15 protein-coding genes and 1 pseudogene are annotated in these 23,289 nt (G+C 47.7%); 13 read left to right on the top strand and 3 right to left on the bottom strand.

What is annotated here, in order from left to right:
- Nucleotides 1-84: 84 nt before the first annotated feature.
- Both NYR53_RS23920 and NYR53_RS23915 read left to right on the top strand, forming a co-directional pair.
- Nucleotides 85-3,669: a carbohydrate-binding protein gene (locus tag NYR53_RS23920; protein ID WP_261301645.1), complete on the top strand. Its 3,585-nt coding sequence runs from the start codon at nucleotides 85-87 to the stop codon at nucleotides 3,667-3,669.
- The gene (locus NYR53_RS23915) at nucleotides 3,585-6,008 is read left to right on the top strand and encodes a LamG domain-containing protein (protein ID WP_261301644.1); all 2,424 of its coding nucleotides are present in this window, start codon (nucleotides 3,585-3,587) and stop codon (nucleotides 6,006-6,008) included. The genes NYR53_RS23920 and NYR53_RS23915 overlap by 85 nt, the downstream gene beginning before the upstream one ends.
- Here the strand turns inward: NYR53_RS23915 and NYR53_RS23910 are convergent.
- Nucleotides 6,005-6,232: a hypothetical protein gene (locus tag NYR53_RS23910; RefSeq protein WP_261301643.1), complete on the bottom strand. Its 228-nt coding sequence runs from the start codon at nucleotides 6,230-6,232 to the stop codon at nucleotides 6,005-6,007. The two genes, NYR53_RS23915 and NYR53_RS23910, sit on opposite strands and share 4 nt — an antisense overlap.
- A gap of 387 nt (nucleotides 6,233-6,619) precedes the next feature.
- On the opposite strand from NYR53_RS23910, the gene NYR53_RS23905 reads away from it, so the two are divergent.
- Nucleotides 6,620-9,631, top strand: coding sequence for a LamG-like jellyroll fold domain-containing protein (locus NYR53_RS23905; protein WP_261301642.1), 3,012 nt, complete (start codon nucleotides 6,620-6,622; stop codon nucleotides 9,629-9,631).
- Nucleotides 9,632-9,715: 84 nt separating this feature from the next.
- Here NYR53_RS23905 and NYR53_RS34515 read toward each other — a convergent pair.
- Nucleotides 9,716-9,826: pseudogene (locus NYR53_RS34515) on the bottom strand (histidine kinase dimerization/phospho-acceptor domain-containing protein); the annotation flags it as partial.
- 482 nt (nucleotides 9,827-10,308) lie between these two features.
- Nucleotides 10,309-10,473, bottom strand: coding sequence for a hypothetical protein (locus tag NYR53_RS23900; RefSeq protein ID WP_261301641.1), 165 nt, complete (start codon nucleotides 10,471-10,473; stop codon nucleotides 10,309-10,311).
- A gap of 276 nt (nucleotides 10,474-10,749) precedes the next feature.
- Between NYR53_RS23900 and NYR53_RS23895 the strand changes: the two genes are divergently transcribed.
- The 10 genes from NYR53_RS23895 (at nucleotide 10,750) to NYR53_RS23850 (ending at nucleotide 23,285) form a co-directional block, all read left to right on the top strand.
- A complete protein-coding gene (locus NYR53_RS23895; RefSeq protein WP_261301640.1) occupies nucleotides 10,750-12,354 on the top strand; it encodes a glycoside hydrolase family 43 protein in 1,605 nt (534 codons plus the stop codon).
- The gene (locus NYR53_RS23890) at nucleotides 12,355-13,269 is read left to right on the top strand and encodes a glycoside hydrolase family protein (protein ID WP_261301639.1); all 915 of its coding nucleotides are present in this window, start codon (nucleotides 12,355-12,357) and stop codon (nucleotides 13,267-13,269) included.
- Nucleotides 13,270-13,348: 79 nt separating this feature from the next.
- On the top strand, nucleotides 13,349-15,718 hold the full coding sequence (locus NYR53_RS23885; protein WP_261301638.1) for a glycoside hydrolase family 95 protein: 2,370 nt from the start codon (nucleotides 13,349-13,351) through the stop codon (nucleotides 15,716-15,718).
- A 107-nt stretch (nucleotides 15,719-15,825) separates the two neighbouring features.
- Nucleotides 15,826-16,059: a hypothetical protein gene (locus NYR53_RS23880; RefSeq protein WP_261301637.1), complete on the top strand. Its 234-nt coding sequence runs from the start codon at nucleotides 15,826-15,828 to the stop codon at nucleotides 16,057-16,059.
- Between the two features lie 235 nt (nucleotides 16,060-16,294).
- Nucleotides 16,295-17,626, top strand: a complete 1,332-nt coding sequence (locus NYR53_RS23875; protein WP_261306505.1) for an ABC transporter substrate-binding protein — start codon at nucleotides 16,295-16,297, stop codon at nucleotides 17,624-17,626.
- Between the two features lie 38 nt (nucleotides 17,627-17,664).
- Nucleotides 17,665-18,546, top strand: a complete 882-nt coding sequence (locus NYR53_RS23870) for a carbohydrate ABC transporter permease (RefSeq protein WP_261301636.1) — start codon at nucleotides 17,665-17,667, stop codon at nucleotides 18,544-18,546.
- On the top strand, nucleotides 18,546-19,370 hold the full coding sequence (locus NYR53_RS23865) for a carbohydrate ABC transporter permease (protein ID WP_261306504.1): 825 nt from the start codon (nucleotides 18,546-18,548) through the stop codon (nucleotides 19,368-19,370). The genes NYR53_RS23870 and NYR53_RS23865 overlap by 1 nt, the downstream gene beginning before the upstream one ends.
- 91 nt (nucleotides 19,371-19,461) lie before the next feature.
- On the top strand, nucleotides 19,462-20,451 hold the full coding sequence (locus tag NYR53_RS23860; RefSeq protein WP_261301635.1) for a LacI family DNA-binding transcriptional regulator: 990 nt from the start codon (nucleotides 19,462-19,464) through the stop codon (nucleotides 20,449-20,451).
- Nucleotides 20,452-20,472: 21 nt separating this feature from the next.
- Nucleotides 20,473-21,408: an alpha/beta hydrolase gene (locus NYR53_RS23855; RefSeq protein WP_261301634.1), complete on the top strand. Its 936-nt coding sequence runs from the start codon at nucleotides 20,473-20,475 to the stop codon at nucleotides 21,406-21,408.
- A 158-nt stretch (nucleotides 21,409-21,566) separates the two neighbouring features.
- Nucleotides 21,567-23,285, top strand: coding sequence for a sensor histidine kinase (locus NYR53_RS23850; protein WP_261301633.1), 1,719 nt, complete (start codon nucleotides 21,567-21,569; stop codon nucleotides 23,283-23,285).
- Nucleotides 23,286-23,289: the final 4 nt, after the last annotated feature.

The following is a 23,289-nucleotide window of genomic DNA, read 5'->3' as shown; positions in this document are numbered from 1 at the left end:
GGAGGAGAACAGAAATGTAAACGAAATTCAAACAGGTTTGTCGTTTTGCCCGCAATGGGCTCAATCTTGAAAGGAGGATTAGAAATGAAAGGGTTTCTGACAACTTGCAAGCGCTCTCTTTCCATCGTACTATCTCTGCTAATTTTAGGTAGCGCCATACCGGTTGGCAATACAACCGTACAGGCTGCCGAATCTTCGGCCGTTCCACCCTATACGCCTTATGTTTCCAATGTGCCGACGCCGCAAAATAGCGCAGTCATCAATCCGAACTATGACCGAAGCTATGACAACTATGTGGTCACAGGTCCGACGGGACTTGTCCACCCGGGTATTCTGCAGTCACGAGCGGATCTGAACACCATGAGGGATATGATTTGGCTCGGGAAAGAGCCTTGGGCGTCTGCATTCGATGTATTCAGAAAGAGTGCCGAATCTTCGAAAAATATAGCGGTCTATGGGAACGGAGGAACGCAAAAGCAATTCACTTTTCCCCAAGTCTCCGACAGCAACGGGGACAAGGAATTGCGCGAGGATGCCACGACAGCCTATCAACAAGCGCTCATGTGGTACATCACGGGTGACCAGGTTTACCTGGATAATGCCAAAAAGGTAATGGACGCCTGGGCCGTTGGTCTCAAGCAATTTTTCGATACGACGGAGCCGGCCAATTGGGATACGATCTCAAAGGTGTGGGGAGCATCCAGCGTTCTCGCTTCCGGTACATCAGGTCAGAAGATGGCTGCCGCGGCAGAAATTCTTCTCTATACGCCAAGCTCCGGATGGTGCCGGGACGCCCAAGGCAATATCGATTATGAAAAAAAGAAGCCCTTCGATAATTTCTTAAGACTCATCTGGCAGGAAACGAACAAGTGGTTCGGATTTTATAATCAAGCGGCCATAGGGAACATGGGGTATATGTCCATTTCCATCTTCCTGGACGATATTAACGGTTATAATGAAGCGGTGGAGCGGTTTGCCGTCAATAAAAAAGCCGTAGACCAAGATAATGCAAGCGGGGCAGAAAGTATCAATTTCTCGCTCGCCGCGGCGATAATGGATAATGGAGAGGTCGTCGAGATGGGACGCGATCAGGGTCACTCGAACCTTGACGTGGCGACATACGGCGTAACGGCCCGAACCATTCATGTCCAGGGGACGAAGCTTGATCCTGTTACCGGGGTTCCGGTTGCCGAGGGCGGAGTAGACCCCTTCGAATTCCAGGATCAAAAGCTGCTAAAGGCCCTCTCTTATTATACGAAATACAATGCAGGGTACGATGTGGAATATTTCCCTCATATCAACGGCGTGGGACAAAAGACCGGGTGGACCGGCATCAGTCCGAGAGGTGGATCCATAACAGAAGCCGCTTCCATCTACAATTATTATAAATATGAGAAAGGATATTCCGGCGGTAAATATGACGAATTGTTCAAATATCCCGAGATCTTGATGGAGCATCCTGAAGTCCCGGCCATCGATACACCGGGGTCTGGCACGCTTCTCTTTACCCCTGCGAACGGGGCCTTGGACACGGAGCCGAAGGGTCCGCCGCAGCCTTGGCAGGAAGTGGCAAATTTAAATGGTCTGTATAACCGGCACCCGGCTATACCTTTTTCTTTCAACAACCAAATTTTTTATAAGAACGGCTTTGTAAAACCTGGAATCGCCAGTTATCTGGACGAAAACGGTGCCGTCCAATACAAAGCCGAAGGGACGATGAACGGCAACTGGTTCGGCTACGAAAACTTCGATTTCGGTTCGGTTCCCGCAGATACGCTCGCGTTCACCTATGCCCAAAACTCGACGGCCGGGTCGATCATTTCCATGTACGTTACCGAGCCCGACGTGAAGTTGGACGACGCTTCCATGGCCTTAACGACGCCGACAGCCATCTTTAAGGTCCCCCATACAGGCTGGTGGACGATACCGAACACCTATGTTCAGAAATTCAATAACATCGGCGATACACTGAAAGGCAAGAAGAATCTGTATTTCAAAACTACGGGCTCCAACAATGCATATAATTTTTCCGCCGAAGCGCGCTGGTTTCAATTTTCCGGCGGTTTTGCCAAAACCGATAACAAGGCGTTTGAAGCTCCTATTGCGAGCGGAACAGGTTATGTGAAAAACGAGGCGTCGAATAACGTTACCCTGACAGACGGCGGTTATATCGGGTATCGCAACATGAATTTTGACAGCGGCACCGTACAGCTGCAGTTGAATCACATAGCCGCTGGAAGCGGCATGCTTGAAATGCGGCTTGGAGGCCCGCAGGGCCAGCTCGTCAAGAGCTATCCGATTGCGGATACGGCAGGCAGCACGGTGACCGCCGCTTTCAACCATCAGAATGATGAGATTATTTATGGCAATAACGGAGGCAACAACGATTTTTATTTGGTCTACAGAGGGACCGGCTCTCTGACCGTTAACAGTTTTAAATACGTAACGCCATCCTCTTCGGGATCGGTTCCGACGACAAAGAGGCAGGGCGGAAGCTATCTTTCCGATCTGTACGGCAATGCCCAAAAAATCGGGGATCATGTCGTATTACAAGGAGACAACTCCGCAGTCACATATCGTCAAGTCGATATGGGGGCTAAAGGTGATGACCGGCGCTATATGGTTTTGCGGGTGAAGAGCAACGAGCCTGTTGTCATGAAAGCCATCGATCTTGGCAATGGAGATGCGACTGCCAATACCGTAGCTGAATTTGCTGTTCCGAATACGAACGGCGAGTTCGTCACGATCCCGTACGATTTGGGGAAATCGGGTTATGCTGCGCGAGAAGGCATGATTTATCTCAGACTGCAAGCAACCGGTGGAACGGCCAATGGCAATGTGGAAGTCGATTACTTCAGCTTTGATAATGCCGATATCCCGTTTGTCAATCTGCTGCAATCAGTATCCATCGGGTCCGATCATCCGGGCAATCCTTCCATCGCAACGCGGGGAGATACCGTGACCTTATCGTTTACGGCCAGCGAACCGATCGATAATGTTGCCGTTTATTTCGGCAGTACGAAGCTGGATGCCGTTTCCACAGATGCGCGTCATTTTACCGTGACGCAGAAGCTTGGAGAAATTTATACGCTCGGCAAAGTCCAGTTCCGCATCGACTACAATCAAGGTGCGAATTTCGGGAAATCGGTCAAGGTTACGACCGACGGCACCTTGGTGACGATCGTGAATGAAGATGGGCTCATCAACGATGTATTCAAGAATCTTTCTTTGATTGATTCTACACCGGGTCGAAGCATGGATGCGACCATTCAGCAAGTCGCCAATATGTTTGATGGGAATGCAACTACCATCTCTGATTTTCGCTCCAGTAACGGAGGCTGGGGCTCTTGGGTGGCATTTGACCTCGGCGATCAGGATAAAGTGCAATTAACCCAAGTAAAACTCATTGGAAATCAAGGCGCTCCAGCCCGGACGGCAGGTGTTATCATCCAGGGAACCAACCACGTGGATTATGAGCCGTGGGTGACGTTGTCCGCCCCAGCTGTCAATACGGTGAATTGGCAAACGTTAACGGTCCAGAATCCGAAAGCCTATCGTTATATCCGGATTTACAATGGGGCCCAATGGTTCGGCAATGTTGCCGAAGCCAGTTCTATGGTACCGTCATCCATACGGGAAGCCCGGTCCTTCTGGACACCGTTTCGCTAAAGTCGGATAATCCGGAGAATGCTTCCTTAGCCGTGACGGGGAATACGGTCACCTTGGATTTTGCTGCCGGTAAAGCTCTTGAGAATGTCAAGGTTTACTTCGGCGATAAATTGATGGAGACCGCATCCGACGACCAGCTTCATTGGAAAGCCCGGTATACGGTTGGAACCGCTTATCAAACGGGCAAAATTCCATTTACGATCCTGTACGATAATGGGCCTGTCGTAACCGGTACCACGGACGGTACGTCGGTAACGGTCATTGACCCGCTTCAGATTGCACTCGATAATGCGGCAAAGCTTCCGGCGGGAGATTATTCAAGACTGAGCTATTATTTGTTCAGCAAAGAAGTTGAGCGCATCAAAGCGGAAATGAATGCTCCAGGTTATTCGGATTTGAAAATCGCCAAGGAGCTGTACGATGCGAAGAGCTTGCTTGCCCGCAACCCGATGTCCCTTTATTCATTTGAAGGAAACGCGGATAATGCATTCGGGTCTGCCAATGGGAAAATTTCCGGTACCCCTGCGTTCAAGGATGGGGAAGTCGGGAAAGCGATCGAATTGAACGGCACCAATAGCTATGTCACGCTGCCCGCTACGCATCCTTTGTCCAGTGACAATGAGATGACCGTGTCGACATGGGTGTACTGGAAGGGCGGCAAAGATTGGCAGCGAATCTTCGACTTCGGTAACAGCACAAGCCAATACATGTTCCTGACACCGAAAACGGGTAATTTTATGCGGTTTGCCATCAAGAACGGCGGCGGCGAGCAAATCGTGCAAACTTCGCTGCTCCCAACGAATACGTGGGTTCATGTGGCGGTGACACTTGGCAGCGGCAAGGAGAAGCTGTATGTGAACGGCGTGGAAAAGGCATCCACTAACGTCTCGATCAAGCCGAGCGACTTCAAACCGGCACTCAATTATCTCGGGAAGAGCCAGTTCGGTTCCGATCCGCTGTTCAACGGCATGCTGGACGAATTCCGTATTTATGATCATGTATTAAGCGCCGACGAGATCCTTCAGTTAGCAAACAATACGGCGCCAAATGGGGAAAAATCCTTACTGGTGTACTTGCTGGATAAAGCTGCAGCGCTTGACGCCAAGCTTTATACCGAATCGAGCTGGCAAGCGGTTGCGGCAGCCGTCGAGAACGCAAATGCATTGGCATCGAATGCCGATCAAGCTGCCATCGATGCTGCGGCTGCACAACTGCTGAGTGCGCTTAATGCGTTAGAATTCGACAAGACGCCGCCGGCGGACGCAGCGTTGTCGGCAGGTATTACAACGCCAACCAACAGCGATGTCAAAGTAACGATCAGCTATCCGGTTGACGCTGCAGTTAAGGAGTACAAAGTAGGAGATGACGGTACATGGACAGCATACGGCGCTCCTGTGGTTGTTTCCGAAAACGGCACGGTGTATGCGCGGGGAACGGATGCAGCGGGCAACGTGTCGAATGTGACGAGCTACACGGTCAGCAATATCGACCATATTGCGCCTGCCGATGCAACTTTGGCTGTTGATACCACTACACCAACCAACCAAGGCGTCACCGTGACGATCAGCTATCCGGACGACGCTGCGGCGAAGGAATACAAAGTAGGCGAAAGCGGGGCATGGACAGCGTACACCGCTCCGGTCGTTGTTGAAAGCAATGATACCGTGTATGCAAGGGGAACGGATGCCGTAGGCAACGTCTCGAACGTAACCAGCATGACCGTAAACAACATCTATAAGATTGCCCCTGTCACCACCGCAACGTTAAATCCGGCTGCGCCAAACGGTAAGAACAGCTGGTACACGATAGATGTTACTGTAAGCTTGTCCGTATACGCCAATGTGTACGGAGGCGCCGTAACAACGGAATACCAGGTGAATGAGGGTTCGTGGATTGTTTACAACGGATCCATACCTGCCTTCGGTGAAGGAACTTACAAGATTGCTTACCGCAGTAAGGATCAAGCAGGCAATGTCGAACATCTCAAAACCGTAGAGTTTAAGGTTGACAAGATGGTGCCAGCGCTTTCCGTCCAGCTTGATAAGACGACGATTTGGCCGGCGAATCATAAAATGGTGACGGTCAATTCCACGCTCAATTCGGGCGATGCAACATCGGGTGTTGACTCCGTGGTGTTAACGTCGATCACGAGCAATAAGCCGGATAGCGGTCAAGGCGACATTCAGAACGCCGATTTCGGTACAGCCGACACATCATTCAACTTGCGTGCGGAAAAAGACCGAATCTATACCATCACGTATACAGCAACTGATAAAGCGGGCAATAAAACAGTTGTAACTGCAACTGTCACCGTGCCTCACGATCAATCCGGAAATTAATAAGTAAGTAAGTAAGTAAGTAAGTAAGTAAGTAAGTAAGTAAGTAAGTAGAACCCAGTTTCGGGGAGGGCTTCAACACTCCGTTGCTCCTGGTCGTCGAGCCCAAAGGTTGTTCTAACAAAGTCACCGTAGACCGTATGTTGCCGAACCTTGATGTCAAGGGTGACAATCTGATTGCCGCACTGAAAGCCAATGACGGCACCCACGTCATGTTGAATGCTCATCAGGCGAATTAACGCCTCCACATGGGAGATCTTCAGTGTCGGGCAAGTGCACGGTGAGTTACCACTAGACGGATAACGCCGGCAATATATAAGCGGCGAAGGCGATCAGATTCAGTCGAAAGCTTCATCATGTAATAACCGTTTTTGTTCAGCCCCCCTCTTGTGCAGAAAGAACGTAACTAATTGACTCCATGCACAAGAGGGGGATAAATCAAGGAGGTGATTGTAGGGACGTATCAGATCGAAAGCACTTTGAACATCTTGTCAGGAACCGCCGGATTCAGGGCGAAGTGGAAAGTTAGCATGGGAGGGATGCGAGTAAAGAGGCGTTTGAAAATAGTTGCGAAACTGTCGGCTATGGTATGCAATAAAAAAGGAGGACAATTCATGAATCTCAACAAAAGGAAAAAACGCTTTCAAAGGATTGCTTTAAGTATTCTTTGCTTTATGTTGGCAATGACGGGCTTTCTCAGTATCGGCAGTCAGACAGCGAAAGCGGCCATTTCACCGTTGATTACGTCTTACAAACCGCAGGTAGTCAATACAGATACCAATGTGTCCTATACGGACGGTAACGGGAATACGATATCCGGAGTTCTCCATCATCCGGGCATTGCAATGAGACAGTCTGATTTGGACAATATGCGCGATCACGTAAGGGCGGGGGACGAGCCTTGGAATACGGCGTTTAATAAGTTTGCCAGCGACGGGCGTTCCAGTAAAACCCCCAGAATTTTATATGAAGGGAATTACATTTTTATCCACGTTCAAGGTCCTTGGGGGTTTACCGATCCGAACACGGGTGTTTTTTACAGCAACCCCAGCGACTATGTAGGAACCCGTGCCAACACGGATTCCGAAGTGGCTTTCATGCAAGCGATTATGTGGTATATTACCGGCGATGAGACGTACCGTTCCAATGCCATGACGATCATAAGGGATTATGCGGCTATCCAGGATTGTGTTACGCATTACAGCTTCCGTTTTGCCACAGCGACATATCTGCTCGGGGCAGCGGCGGAGATTTTGCGTTATTCCGATACGCCGACGCAGAGTCTGAAATGGGCGGGTACGGATACGACGAATCTGACCCATATGATGGATGTTCTTTCCGTCACCTATAACGCTCATTCTTTTTTTATGAACCAGCATCAGTTTACGGTTATGGGAACGATCGGAAGAGCCATCTTTAAAAATGACTATGCACTTTATGCCGAGGCCGTAGAAGCTTCGACCGTGAATTCCGCAGGAGATGTCGGAGGAAGAAACGGTTCCATTAAGTATCAGATGCGGTGGATGACGCAAAATGAGGTAACAGGAGCGGCACTCGATCCTGCGGATTATCACGTGCAGGAAATTGAAATGGGGCGCGATGCGGGGCATTCTTATGACGACATTGCAGGACTGTCTACATTGGCGCAAACCATTTATGCCCAAGGCACGAAAGTGGACCCGACAACCGGAGCCATGTCTACTGCTGCCAACGCAGTAAATGTGTTCAACTTCCTGGATGACCGGCTACTCGCAGGCACCAACTATGTGATCAAGTATCATCTTGGTTACGATGAGTTATGGACACCTGCATGGGCGAATCAAGCAAGCGATATTCAATATTACGAAACGATCAACTCAGGTGGCAGGGGCCGAATCGATGCGTTTTACAGTGTTCTATATGATTATTACAAATATATCCAACACGTGGATATGACCCAGGAAAAGTACAAGTACCTGGCTTATGTCTACGAAACGAGAATGCCGGAGGTTGCAGGTAAGGATTATCCGCTTGCGATGTTGTTGTATACACCGGATGCAGCAAAGTCTGTTGGCTTGAGCAACCAAATAACGTTAGGCGCGATAACGGGGCTCACAGCTACGGCTGCAGGCGCGAATACGATCAGCTTGAGCTGGAATGCCGTATCGGGTTCTTTGGGCTACAATATTTACCGTTCGACCCGGTTCGATGGTACCTATGCCAAAATCAACAGCGCGCCTGTATCGGGAACGTCTTACAGCAGCACGGGACTGGATCCCGATACGATCTACTATTATAAGGTCGGAGCGGCAGGTGGCTCGGCATCGAATGCGGTCTCGGCGCAAACAGGCGGCACTAGCGTGATCGACGCCGGTATGATGAACTGGTATAAATTCGACGAATCGAGCGGGACCACAACTTTTGACGCATCCGGATCGGGCGGCAGCGGGGCGGTCAATGGAGGTGCCTCCTGGGTTAACGGCTATAGCGGCAATGCGGTAGACCTGGATGGAACGGACGATTACGTTTCCTTGCCTTCCGGCGTGGTCTCCGGTGATGACGCGATCACGATCGCCGCTTGGGTCAATCTGGATTCCGCAAGCAACTGGTCGCGCATCTTTGACTTCGGTTCCGGAGCGAATACCTATATGTTCCTGACACCGAAGAACGGAGCCAATGGCAATATCCGCTTCGCGATCAAGAACAACGGTTCGAGTGAGCAGATCATCGACGGGACGTCGGCGTTGGCAACAGGGGGATGGCATCATGTGGCCGTTACTTTGAACGGCTCAACAGGCATCCTTTACGTCGATGGTGTGCAAGCAGGCAGCAATACTGCCATGACCATCAGACCTTCCGCTATGGGCGCTACCACGAGGAATTGGATCGGCCGCTCCCAATATTCCGGCGATCCGTATCTCGACGGACGAGTGGACGACTTTCGCATCTATAACCGTGCCTTGCCCCCCGCATTAGTGGCTGATGTGATGAATGGGGAGTCCGTACTGCCGACAGCGCAGCTTGCGTTCGACGAGACGAGTGGAACATCGGCCAGCGATGGCACCGGAGACGGCTGGAATGGCATGCTGGTCAACAGTCCCTCCTGGGTTTCCGGGTATAGCGGCAATGCGGTGGATTTGAACGGATCCAACCAATATGTCTCCCTGCCTAACAGCGTTGTTTCCTCCGACAGTACGGTCACCATTGCCTGCCGGGTGAATCTGGATGCCGTCAGCAATTGGTCGCGGATCTTCGACTTCGGTACCGGAACGAATACCTATATGTTCCTGACGCCGAAGAACGGGTCCAACGGCAAAATCCGATTCGCGATCAAGAATAACGGGTCGAGTGAACAGATTATCGAAGGGACGTCGTCGTTGGCCACAGGAGGGTGGCATCATGTGGCCGTCACCTTGAATGGTTCAACCGGCACTTTATACGTTGATGGCGTGAGGGTAGGCAGCAATACATCTATGACCATCAAACCATCCGATATGGGCTCCACCACGCAGAATTGGATTGGCCACTCCCAATACACCACAGATCCTTATCTTAATGGTCGAGTGGATGATTTTCGCATCTATAGCCAGGCATTATCGGCAGCAGACATCGCTGCCCTGGCTGCCCTGGCTGCCAGATCTTCATAAGGTAGAAAATGACAGATTCCATCGTGAGGACAACGCTCTATGGCTTCGCTCAGTACGAATGCGACATGGGTCATACGTGTAGCCGTCCGCCAGAAGGACGACCGCATTGGTGTTGATGATGGTTAGCGGGGTCTTTAACTCGTGGGAGGCATCGGCGATAAAACACTTTTGCTTCTCGAATGCCTCCTTGACTGACTTGTCCGAGTTCCGGGCAATACCGCGATGACCCTAAAACCTTCCACTATGGGAGGCACCACGCAAAACTGGATCGGGCGCTTCCAATACGCTATCGATCCTTATCTCGACAGAGGGGTGACGACTTCCGGCTCTAAGACTGTGCTTTGACCGCTTAGAAAGTATCTGCTGTGATGAACGAACAGATGAGCATTTGATCATAGCAGGAAGCTTCCTGCTGGCAAGTCGCCGCAGCATGTTTCATGTCCTTAAATTACAGGATTCATGCACGGTTAAAGTGATTAAAAGGGTTTAAGAGGAGTAAATTAAAGTGTTCGTTATATCTTAAACTGGTATGAAAATGATGTTTCGTGCATACTGAATGCATCAAAAAGAGAGAGTACAGAGCACCTCTTTACCGAAGGCATTCATCTCCTTGTTTATTGGAGCGTGGATCAAGCCGGCAAGGCGGAAGAGTCGCATACGGTTATGGTAAACATTGACTAGACAGCATCTGATACTACAACAACTGTAAATCCGTCATCGACGAACGGCAACAACGGCTGGTATACGTCGACCCTGTACGACAATTTATCCGGGGTTGATGGAAGTAAAACGACGGTAACATTGAATGACCAGGCTTTGGTCGCACGCTTTATGGATGCCAAATGGATCGACGGAAATTATATCTGGATCGATAACATGGTATCGCCATAAGCTTGCAAAGCAAATTGGCTGCGAATGGCATATTACCGGGAAAGCTGTTGATTATTTGTATTTGTTGAATATGAAATAGATCTTTGCACATGTTTCGGGAGGATGGTCGTAGCGCCTTCCTCCCGATAACATTTTTCTGATGCTGTTGAACCCTGCATTTTTTGCTACCGAGTATCGATTGAGGGGCATCATGAAGTAAAATTAAGACTGGAAAGGATGACTCTGTTATGGAGGATCACTACTATCAGTTATCAAAGGAGGGCGCTTGGGGAGATCAGGGGGACGGCACCTATGTTAATCCTGTCTTGCCAGGAGATTATAGCGATCCGGATGTCATTCGGGTCGGAGAGGACTACTACGCTATCTCCTCTACTCTGCATTGCTCTCCGGGGATGGCGGTACTGCATTCCAAAGATCTTGTGAATTGGAGAATGATCGGGCATGTTGTGAAAGATTTGATAAGCATCGGCCCGGAATATAATTACGATCGAATGAACCGTTATGGCAGAGGAGTCTGGGCAGGCGCGATCCGATTCCACAAGGATAAATATTGGGTCTATTTTTTCACGCCCGATGAAGGATTGTTTATGAGCACGGCAGCCGACCCGGCGGGACCTTGGGAGCCGCTACATCAGGTTTGGGCGGTTAGTGGCTGGGACGACTGCTGCCCGTTTTGGGACGATGATGGACAAGGCTACTTCGTTGCCACTCATTTTGCCGATAATTATAATATCCATTTATTTAAACTCAGTGAAGACGGCAAAGAGCTGTTGCATGACAGCGATACGATTATTCATCAGTACAAAGGGAGCGAAGCCAATAAGCTCTACAAAATTGAAGGAACCTACTATTTTTTCCACAGCGAGGTTCGTCGTGAGGAAGGAATTGAAGTCAGAGTCGTCATGATGTTAAGGTCTGAACATATTTATGGGCCTTATGAGGAAAAGGAGCTTATCCATACGCACGGCCCGGATGTAGACCGGGAGCCGAATCAAGGCGGACTTGTGCAGACGGTTTCCGGGGAGTGGTATTTTATTTCTCATCAAGGAAGGGCCGGTATTTACGAAGGGAGAACGCTTCACTTGCTGCCCGTAACGTGGGTTGACGGATGGCCGATCATCGGCAACGATACGGACGGCGACGGAATCGGGGAGATGGTATGGGGAGGCAGGAAGCCCATAAACGGGCATCCCGTGACGGTTCTTTCCACGAATGACGATTTTGACCGGGCGGTGCTTGAACCGTATTGGGAATGGAACCATCAGCCGAGAGCCGACAAATGGTCGTTAACGGAACGGCCAGGCTATTTGCGTCTATACGCATGCCAACCCATCGATAAGGACAATTTTTTTACCGTATGCAACATTCTTTCGCAAAGGTCGTTTAGAACGGTTCACAATGAGGCAACCGTTAAAATAGACATTAGCGGCCTGGCAGACGGGCAAGAAGCGGGGCTTTGCCATTTTTCAAAAACCTATTGCACGATTGGCGTACACCAACAGAATGGGACAAGGGTTCTGAAGTTTAACCATTCGGGGACGATGGAATGGGGACCGCAATTAACAGGTAACACCCTTTGGTTAAAGTCCGTGTGGAACATAGACGGAATCAACCGGTTCGAATATAGCATCAATGGGGACCATTTCACGGCCTTTGGAGACACCTATCAGATGGGGTGGGGGTATTACAGGGGAGACCGGATCGGGTTATACAGCTATAACTGCGAGAGTGAGCAGGGTTATATCGATGTGGACCAATTTAGCCATGAGGTCGCAGGAAAGGTAAGCGCACATGACCGTTCGAACATACTTTATAGTGGGAGTGGAGAATGAATGAAATCACCATTGTTTAGGGACCCAATCTTTGACGGTGCGGCAGATCCTGTAGTCATTTGGAATCGGCAGGCCAGGGAATGGTGGATGATCTATACGAACCGGCGGGCAACGCAGGAAGGTCCGAAATACGGATGGGTGCATGGCACCGATCTCGGTGTTGCTTCTTCATCGGATGGAGGATCAACCTGGTTATACCGGGGAATCCTGGAGGGGCTCGAAACAGAATGGGGCAGAAATACGTTCTGGGCGCCTGAAATCATTTGGCATGATGGGCTGTACCATATGTATGTCACTTATGTCCACGGCGTACCGGAAGGTTGGACGGGCAAGGCTCGTATCAGGCATTATACAAGCCCCGACCTAATTCGTTGGAAGTTCCAGTCCACGCTTGGAATTAGTGAGGAGAACGTGATCGATGCCTGTGTGTACCAGCTGCCGAACGGCACGTTTCGAATGTGGTTTAAGCAGTGGAATCATACCTACGCTGCCGAGAGTAAGGATCTGTATGATTGGCAGCCGATTGGTCCGGTGATAACCGAAAGAGGCCACGAAGGACCGAATGTATTCCGCTTAGGCGGCTATTATTGGCTTATTATAGACGAATGGAGAGGACAAGGTGTTTTCCGCTCCGATGATCTTGAGACGTGGGAACGAAACGGCCTCATTCTCGACCAACCTGGCAAGCGTGAGGATGACGGAACGATCGGCCTTCACGCAGATGTGGTCGTACAAGGAGAAGAGGGGTATATCTTTTATTTTACTCATCCTGGGCGTGTTCATGGGCATAATGAAGATTCGGGTTATGAAATGCGCCGCTCGTCCATTCAGGTTGCCAAGGTGGAAGTTGTGGACGGTGTGCTATACTGTGATCGTGACAAGGAATTTGAGTTAAATCTAGGAGCGGAAGATTGATAGGCTTGCTTTCATAGTAAAGTGATATAAATCAACCATCCGTATATCTATTAATGAATGAGGGGGACATAAGATCATCATGAATATCCAATTTCAATCTCCTGCCGTATATTGGACAGAAGCGCTTCCTGTTGGGAATGGCCGACTGGGCGCGATGGTATTCGGCGGTGTCGAGAAAGAGCGCATCGCTTTAAATGAAGATACGCTCTGGTCAGGCTACCCTAAGGATTGGAATAATCCGGGGGCGAAAGAAGTTTTACCTAAGGTGCGGGAGTTGATTACAGAAGAAAAATATGAGGAAGCGGATCGGCTCTGCAAGGAAATGATGGGTCCCTACACGCAATCTTATTTGCCTTTCGGCGATTTGCATGTAAGGATGGCACATGGCGATGTTAAACACCAGTATAGCCGGAAGCTTGATCTGTCTACCGGCATCGTGACTGTCACTTATACCGTTGGCGGCGTTCAGTACACCAGAGAAATATTCGCTTCTTATCCCGATCAAGCCATTGTTGTACGGTTAACGTCGAGCAAGGAAAGTTTGCTCAATTTTCGTGCTTGGCTGGACAGTCCCATTCGTTATGAATCGTCCTTTGATGCCGATCAATGCATGATATCCGGTACAGCGCCTGAGCAAGTATGGCCCAACTATTACTACACGGAAAATCCCATTATTTACGGCGACCCAGAGACTTCACAAGCATTGAAGTTCCATGGACGATTGGCCGTGGTGCATGAAGGCGGGGCGATGAAGGCCGATTCGGACGGTTTGCATATTATTGGAGCGACCAGCGCGACCTTATATTTCAATGCGGCGACAAGCTTTGATCCGAACATTGGCGCGAGCTGCAACAAAAGTGATCCGAAGCAAAGAACCGCTGAAGCGATCGATGCCGTTCGCGGAAAACGATACCAAGATATTCTTCAGCATCATCTTGACGATCATAGCAAGCTATTTGGCAGAGTTGCCTTGTCTCTAGGAGAAAGCAAAGCACCCTCAGATATGCCGACCGATCGGCGGATTGCTGAATTTGGCAGCAGCGATCCGGGGCTGGTTGAACTTTTGTTCCATTATGGACGGTACCTGATGATAGCAAGCTCACGCCAGGGAACTCAACCTGCCAATCTTCAAGGGATATGGAATGAGGAAACGAGAGCGCCGTGGAGCAGCAACTATACGCTCAATATTAATGCAGAGATGAACTACTGGCCTGCAGAGCCTTGCAATATGGCGGAATTGCATGAACCACTCCTTGATTTTATCGGCAGATTGGCACTGAACGGCAAGAAGACGGCTGAAACAAATTATGGCGCTAGAGGGTGGGTGGCACACCATAATTCCGACCTTTGGGCCCAGACGGCACCGGTTGGCGATTATGGCCATGGAGACCCAGTTTGGGCGTACTGGCCGATGGGCGGTGTCTGGTTAACGCAGCATTTATGGGAGCATTACGCCTTCAGTGGGAATGACGTATTTTTACGAGATACAGCATACCCCATTATGAAGGAAGCGGCGTTATTCTGTCTGGATTGGCTCATGGAAGATCAAGACGGCTATCTGATTACATCGCCTTCCACCTCTCCAGAGCTGAAATTCCGGGTTGGCGATAAGCGCCATGCCGTAAGCACTGCGTCGACCATGGATTTATCTTTGATAAGTGAATTATTTGACAACTGTATCCAGGCAGCGGAACAGCTGAAGATGGATGAAGATTTTATGATGACACTTGCAAAGGCGAAGCAAAGGCTACTGCCGCTTCAAATCGGCAAGCACGGTCGATTGCAGGAATGGTCCCAAGATTTCGAGGAGGAAGATGTCCATCATCGTCATGTTTCTCATCTTGTGGGGATTTATCCGGGCCGGCTGATTACGGAGCAATCTGCTCCCGATCTCTTTCATGCTGCGAGAACATCACTTGAAATCAGAGGAGACGGAGGGACGGGATGGAGCCTTGGCTGGAAAATCGGCTTATGGGCAAGATTCAAAGACGGTAATCGCGCAGAGCGGTTAATCTCAAATTTGTTAACGCTAGTAAAGGGTGACGCGCCGATGAATCACGGAGGCGGTGTATATGCCAATCTGTTTGACGCGCATCCGCCATTCCAAATCGACGGCAACTTTGCCGCAACAGCAGGGATCGCAGAGATGCTCCTGCAATCGCATCAAGACTATTTGGAATTCCTGCCGGCGTTGCCGGGTGCCTGGAATGACGGGTATGTCAAAGGACTGCGGGGCCGGGGAGGTTATGAAGTCGATTTGGAGTGGAAGAACGGCGCATTGGCAAAAGCAGAAATCGCAGCTTCAATAACGCAGAGTTGTAAAGTGCTTGCCAAGCAGATGGTCAGGATAACGCAAGATGGCGAAGAAGTAACTTATTCTCAAGTTGGGAACGGCTGTATCGGGTTTCATGTTGAGAGCGGAAAGCGTTACATCGTATCGACCGTCTGAAAGAAATGAGAGAATTGAAGCGGGAGTTAATTCGGTTGGTGCAAATCGATTTGATAAGGACGTAGTCTACAACAGATTGGAAAAAGGCAAAAAGGAGATTGCGTCGAATGATGAATATATCTTTGGCAATCATGACAGATCATAACAATCGATGCATCTTTTATGGCGAGATAGCGATCATAACACAATTGGAGCAATATTTTGGACAAGAGACTAGAAGGTTTACCCTGGATCAAGATTTTGTTAAAGAATTGCAAATAGTCGTAGAAGAACATCCGGATTATACCATAAGAAGAGCTCAGGAAGTATTCGCTAAAGTATTGGCGACAAACAGAAAATAGCACGAAGACGCGACTGGAAAACCGGTCGCGTCTTCGTGCTTTTAGAGTCTGTTATGGGCAAAAATAAATCGTGCTCCGATACGCCTATTTGACTCCAGATGTTTGTCAAAAAAAAGGAGCCAAATAAACATAAAGTTTATGTCAACCGGTTGACACATGACATGTCGACAAGTTATCATAATTTTGGTAGCGCATTCAAAAATACAGTTTCAAGGGGGAAAAGGTTTTGAAAAAGATGAAGAGTATCACCACAGCTGGAATTTGTTCAATCTTGTTGCTTTCCTCGTTGGTGGCATGTTCCCAAAACAATGAGCCAAGCTCCGCGCCGGCGGCCACCCAACAAGCAAAGGGAGTAAAGCTTACTTTCTTTAATACTTCAGCTGAAGTAAACAACGTGTTCGAGGACCTTTTTAAAACGTATCACGAACAAAATCCAAACGTAACGATTGAATTGATTCCGACGCCAATTGGAGGAGCACAATTAGAGAAATTTCAATCCCTGTTGGTATCCGGCAATCCGGCCACAATAGCCAACCTTGACCCGGGAACGATTCTCCAATATAAAGATAAGTTCATGGACTTGGAGTCGGAGAAAGCGAAATATGAAAAACTAACAAAGCCAGGGGCGGTTGACGGCGCTTTGCTGGACGGCAAATTCCTTGGCGTTCCATGGACAGCTCAAAGCTATGGCTTATTATATAACAAACGGGTGGTTGAGGAATCGATCGGGGGGACCTTTGTTCCGGCTTCCATAAAAACCCGTAATGATTTGGAAGCATTGTTCAAAAAAATCGAAGCTGCCGGCAAGGCGCCTGTGATGATTCACGGGGCGGATTGGTCCTTAGGCGCTCACTATCTGGGATTGGCCTATTCTTTGCAATCGCCAAAAGTGGAAGAGAATCGCAAGTTTGTAGAGGATTTGAAAAACGGCAAAGCCAACTTGGCGGACAATCAGCCGTTCAACGGTCTGATGGATACATTTGACTTATTGAAGAAATACAATGCCAGAAAAAGTGATCCGCTTGTCGCAGATTACAATAAAGACAGCACCGATTTCGCAAAAGGCAATGCAGCATTCTATTTTATGGGGGACTGGACTTGGTCTGTCATTGGCACTCTTGAAGGAAGAGATAAAGACTTTGGAATCATTCCGGTACCGATTAGCAACAATCCAACGGATTACGGCAACACTCAAGTAGCCTACACGGAGCCGAAGTTGTTCGCTATTGACAAATCCGGATCTACCCCTGAGCAGCAGGCAGCAGCTAAAGCATTCGTTGAATGGATGGTTACAAGTGAGCAGGGACAAAGTGCGATAGTGACCAAAATGGGCCTGTCCTTGCCCTATAAGGACGTAAAGGCAAAAGGCACGAATGTGATTTCCGATGCCATAGCGAAATATGTCGATCAAGGGAAGGTCCTGAATATCGGTGTTATTAATTATTTTCCGCAAGACTATTGGTCAAAGACAGGCGCTTCCATGCAAAAATATTTGGTAGAAAAAGCCGACCGAAAGGCTTTCACGACAGAGGTTCAGGATTATTGGAAATCGAATGCCGGGAAATAGGGGCTGAGGTTAAAAACTGGTTGTAAAGGGGCGGCGCTATGAGGAGTAAGATTTATATAAGGAATACGGGAGCCTTTCTGCTTTTTGGGGCTCCTTCCGTACTGGCATTTGCTGCTGTCGTTTTGATCCCGTTCTTGGTTGGATTGTACTTGACGTTTACGAATTGGGATGTACGAACGGCCGACATATCATTTGTCGGCTTGTCGAATTATACCAAAGTTTTTCATGATACCGTTTTTCTCGTCCAATTGTGGTTTACCATTAAATATGTAGTGTTTACGGTATTGATCTCCAATGCGGCGGCTTTCTTTATAGCACTGGCGTTGACCAGCGGGGTGAAAGGAGAGAAATGGCTTCGAACGGGCTTTTTTACTCCGAACTTAATAGGCGGAATCGTGCTCGGGTATTTGTGGCAGACGCTATTCTCGCAAATCATGCCATACATTGGGAATAAGTATGGCTGGGCATTGTTTAAATCATCGTGGTTAACGGATACGGATACCGCATTTTGGGCGCTCGTGATCGCAACAGCTTGGCAATTGGTCGGCTATCTCATGATCATTTATATTGCCGGATTCTCGGGTGTTCCTAATGATGTGTTGGAAGCTGCGAGCATTGACGGGGCGAACGGTTATGCAAGACTTCGTAGAATCATATTGCCGCTTTCGATCCCGGCTATCGTCATCTGTATTTTTATTTCCATCTCTCGCTCGTTTTTAACTTACGATATTAACCTTGCCCTAACGAAAGGCGGACCTTTTCATTCCACCGAATTAGCCTCTTATCATATCGTTCAAAAAGCGTTCTTGTCCAATCAATACGGAATCGGGCAGGCGGAAGCGGTTGTCTTATTTGGTGTTGTAGCCTTGGTTGCGCTTACTCAATCTTACTTACTCAAAAAATTGGAGGTCGAATCGTGATGGCTTTTCGACAGTCCATAGTAAGGATCAAATCCTTATTCCTGTATGCATTTTTAGTTGTTTTTTTAATTCCTTTTTTGCTGGTCGTCATGAACTCTTTCAAAAAAACGCAGCAGTTCATCGAAAATCCATTATCGATACCCAGCAATGTTCATTTCGAGAACTACACCAAGGCATTGACCAGCATGAAATTCATGCAAGGACTTACCAACTCCATCTTTATTACAGTTGCTGCAGTTTTCATTATCGTTATTTTTTCGTCAATGACCGGGTATTTGTTTGTTCGATTCAAATGGAAGCTGAATACGGTGCTATTTTTCATGATGCTTGGCTCCATGGCGCTTCCGTTCCAGGTCATCATGATCCCCATGGTCATGTTGTACGGAAAGCTGGATCTGCTCAATATGAAGGGAACTCTGCTGTTTTTATATTTGGGGTTTGGCGTTCCCTTCGGCGTTTTTACTTTCCATGGGTTTATCAAAGGGATTCCTTACGAATTGGAAGAATCGGCTTTTATAGAGGGCAGCTCGAGGCTGCGAACTTTTTTCCAGATTGTACTGCCCCTATTGAAACCGGTTTTCGTGACGCTTATTGTTTTGGATGTACTCTGGATCTGGAATGATTATTTATTGCCCAGTTTGGTCTTAATGTCGCCGGAACAAAGGACGTTGCCGCTTTCTACGTTTACTTTCTTCTCGTCTTACTCTGTTGATTACGCACCCTTGATGGCGGGATTAATCATGACGATTATTCCTGTATTGGTTTTATATCTTTTCGTTCAAAACCAAATCATCAAAGGGATAACGGAAGGGGCCTTGAAATAAGGCCCCATCACACATGGAACAGAGTTCACAACGGCTGAAATAATTGTAAATTAAGCGTATAATGGCTTTAAAAAAGTCAGGTGGTCAAGCGATGCCTAAAATCGAAGATGTTGCAGAAAAAGCAGGGGTTTCCGTTACGACGGTTTCCCGTGTTCTCAATAACCGGGGATATATCAGCCAGGCGACGCGTGATAAGGTATATCAGGTTATGATGGAGCTAAATTATCATCCCAATGAAATGGCCCGTTCTTTGTTCAGAAAAAAATCGAATATGATCGGCCTCATAATTCCTACAGTTTCTCATCCTTTTTTTAGTGAATTAGCTCATTATCTTGAATATTATGCTGACCAAAGCGGGTATAAAATTCTATTGTGTAATTCGAATCGAGATGTAACGAAAGAACGCAAATACATCGACATGCTGAAAAAGAATCAAGTGGACGCCATCATTATGGGCAGCATGGTTTTGGATGTTGAACATTATCGGAATCTGAACCTTCCTATCGTAGCTTTCGATCGAGTCGTAGATGATACGATTCCTGTTATTAACTCCGATAATCTGATGGGCGGCAAACTTGCAGCGCGGTTACTTGTGTACAAAGGTTGCCGAAAGCTGGCTTATATGCAAGGTGGAGTTGGCGGGCCGCATCATCATGGTCTGCTTGCTGGAGGAAGGTTACAAGGGTTTGCTGAGGAACTGCAACATGCAGGGGTTGAATATGTTCACTTGAATTTAGAGGTACATGACATAGATACTGTGGCAAGTGAGGATACAATTGTTCGTTTCCTTCTGGAGCATCCGGAAGTAGACGGTGTTTTTGCCAGCAGTGATGTGATCGGGGCGATGGTTATGCAAGCCTGTTATCAATTAAAAAAGAGGATTCCGGAAGACATAAAAATCATCGGTTATGATGATGTGAAGATCGCATCTTTAGTTGTGCCTCGTCTTACAACCATTAGGCAGCCTATTCAAAAGATGAGCGAGCTAACGATCGAATTAATTGCAAAACAAATTGAAGGGGAGGAGGTTCCGATGGTCAATTCTTTACCGGTTACATTAATTGAACGAAGTACGACGTAACAAATAGTGGAGGCTTGTTGAATGGACTTTAAGAACAGAGTGTTACCGGAAATTAGGGAATCTTTGACATCCCTTCCGCTTTTTCGGATTCCGGATGATTTGGCAATTATAAGGCAAACCCCTTTACCGCAGGCGTTGAAGTCTGATTTTGTTCGGGTCACCGACTGTACAATATCCGGTGCAGGTAAACAAGAGATGTTGGTCAAAATTGTCGAACCGGCTCAGAGGGATGAAACGAAGCTGCCTGCTTTACTTTGGATTCATGGCGGAGGGTATGTATTAGGACACCCTGACGGCGAGCAAAGTCTCTGCGAATGTTTCGTGAGAACCGTCAACTGCATTGTCATTTCGCCTGATTACCGGCTTGCCCCTGAACACCCGTTTCCGGCAGCAATCGATGACTGCTACGCTGCTTTGAACTGGATGACGAGGGCCGCGGATGAATTGAACATCGATTTGTCGCGGATTGCGGTTGGCGGAGGTAGCGCTGGCGGTGGGTTGACCGCAGCATTAGCATTGATGGCTCGTGACAAAGGCGGCCCTTCCATTTGTTTTCAAATGCCGCTATACCCGATGATCGACGATCGAAACATCACGCCTTCCAGCCATGAAATCACGGATCCTGCTGTTTGGAATAGGGCAAACAACCTGGCGGCTTGGAAGATGTACCTTGGCGGCGAATATGCCGATGGCGACATTTCTCCTTATGCGGCGCCTATTCGAGCGGAGAGCCTGGCCGGCCTTCCTCCGACATATACATGTGTAGGCCAGCTTGATCCGTTTCGCGACGAGACGATCGAGTATGTTGCACGGCTGGCCCAAGCAGGCGTCGACGTGGAATTTCAACTATATCCCGGATGCTATCATGCCTTCGAACACGTTGTTCCCGACGCGGAAATCAGTCAACGTGCCCGAAACGGATACGTGAATGCTTTGGCAAAAGCTTTTCAATGTTGATTTTTTATTCGGGAAAATGTCAAGCGGTTGACATATTCCCGAAGACACTATAAAGCTGTATGATGATTTTAATAGATGGAATGGGTGGAGAGAGGCTTACGCCTCTTTTCGCTTATTTTCGAATCGAAAAAAATGTTCTTTTAATGAGGAAGGATGACATGTTTAAGAGGACAAAGCCGGTTTCACTGGTTTTCAAATTTTCGCTTCAAATTACGTTGATATTGGCTATTCTTGTCGCTGTTCTGATTATTAGCAATGTATATTCCTTTAATGTGGTCGAAACGAATATCGTGAACAACTCCAAATACACCATGGGAATTCACATTAATAATATTCAAAATCGCTTGAACAGCGTCTCCAAAGATCTAAATGAAGTATTTGAAAATCATATCGACGATGTCGTTCTATTTCCGAAAAAAGATGAAAGCAGCAAATACTTCGAGGCCTTGCGCTTGAAAAATGCATTACTCTCGAAAGTGTCGAATAACGAAAGCATAGACGCTTTATTTATTTTGGAGCCCAGTGAACATCTCTTTTTGGTGCAGTTCGGCAAAAACATACGTTCCAATGAAAATCAAACTTTATCCGATTATTTAAAGAGTGAACAATTCGCGAGTAATACGATGATCGGAAGGGATTGGTCCTCGATTCAATTGAATGGAATTGGTTATGAAATCAAATGCTTCAAAGTATCGGACATTATGATTGGCGCCGCTGTCAAAGCAGACACACTCATGAATGTTGTGAAAAAAACGTCAGATTCCCAAAACCATTATGGATTAAGCGATAAAAATGGAAGGTTGCTTTCTGTAACTGATCCAGTCTTTAATCAACTGAGTACATTGCAGGACACCGGTAAAACTTCGTACAAGATTGCTGGCAACTATTTCGTTATTTCAGAGGACATTCCGGAGATCGGGAAACTTTCGAATATGATAGAAAGAAAGAGCGTTTTATCAGGGTTAGATTTTATCCAATGGGTGATTATTTCTCTTGGAGCCGTTTCCTTAGTGATCGTGCCTGCTGTATTAACTTCGCTTTCACGCCAGATTATTAAGCCAGTTCTTGAACTTGTTAAAGCGACGAAAGAATTGGAGAAGGGAAACTGGGACTACCAGCTGCCGCAGCATAAAGCGTCTATCGAGTTCGCCAAGCTCTTTCATTCATTTACATCGATGATTAAAGAAATCAAACAGTTAAAAATCCATTCCTATGAAGAGAAGCTGGAACGTAACAAAGCAGAGCTCAAGTATCTTCAAATGCAAATAAAACCACACTTTTTCTTGAATGCCATTACGACCATCTCCAGCCTTACGTATCACAATAAAAACGAAGAAATCAGGAAACTGATCAACTACTTGTCGGAACATCTTAGATATATGTTCAAAGGAGGCTTGGTGAAAGTAACGGTAAGGGAAGAAATCGAACACGTGACCAATTACATTCACATGCAAGAGATCAAATTCCCCAACCACATTTTCCATATGATCGATATCGATCCGGCTTTGGAACAATATATGCTGCCGCACTTTCTCATGCAAACCTTTATTGAGAATACGTTCAAGCATGCGTTAGTTTACGGAGATATTCTGTCGATATTTATAAAAGTGGAAGCATACTCGAATCATCAAGAGGACTTTGTCAAAATTACACTGGAAGATAACGGGGAAGGTTTTCCTTGTGAGATCATAGAAGAAGTGAATGCCGCCGGTATGCATGTCAATGATACGGGGCAAAGAATCGGTATTTCCAATATCAAAAAAACGTTGCGTTTACTTTATAAAAGGGATGGTTTATTAAAGATTTCCAGTAACGAACCGTCTGGAGCAAAGGTGGAAATTTTGATTCCTTTTCAGTCACCCGCGGATCAGGCTTAGGAGG

Source organism: Paenibacillus andongensis (genome assembly GCF_025369935.1).
In the GTDB taxonomy this organism is placed as follows: Bacteria; Bacillota; Bacilli; order Paenibacillales; family NBRC-103111; genus Paenibacillus_E; species Paenibacillus_E andongensis.
Note: the sequence above shows the minus strand (reverse complement) of the source record. Positions and strands in the feature narration are given on the sequence as shown.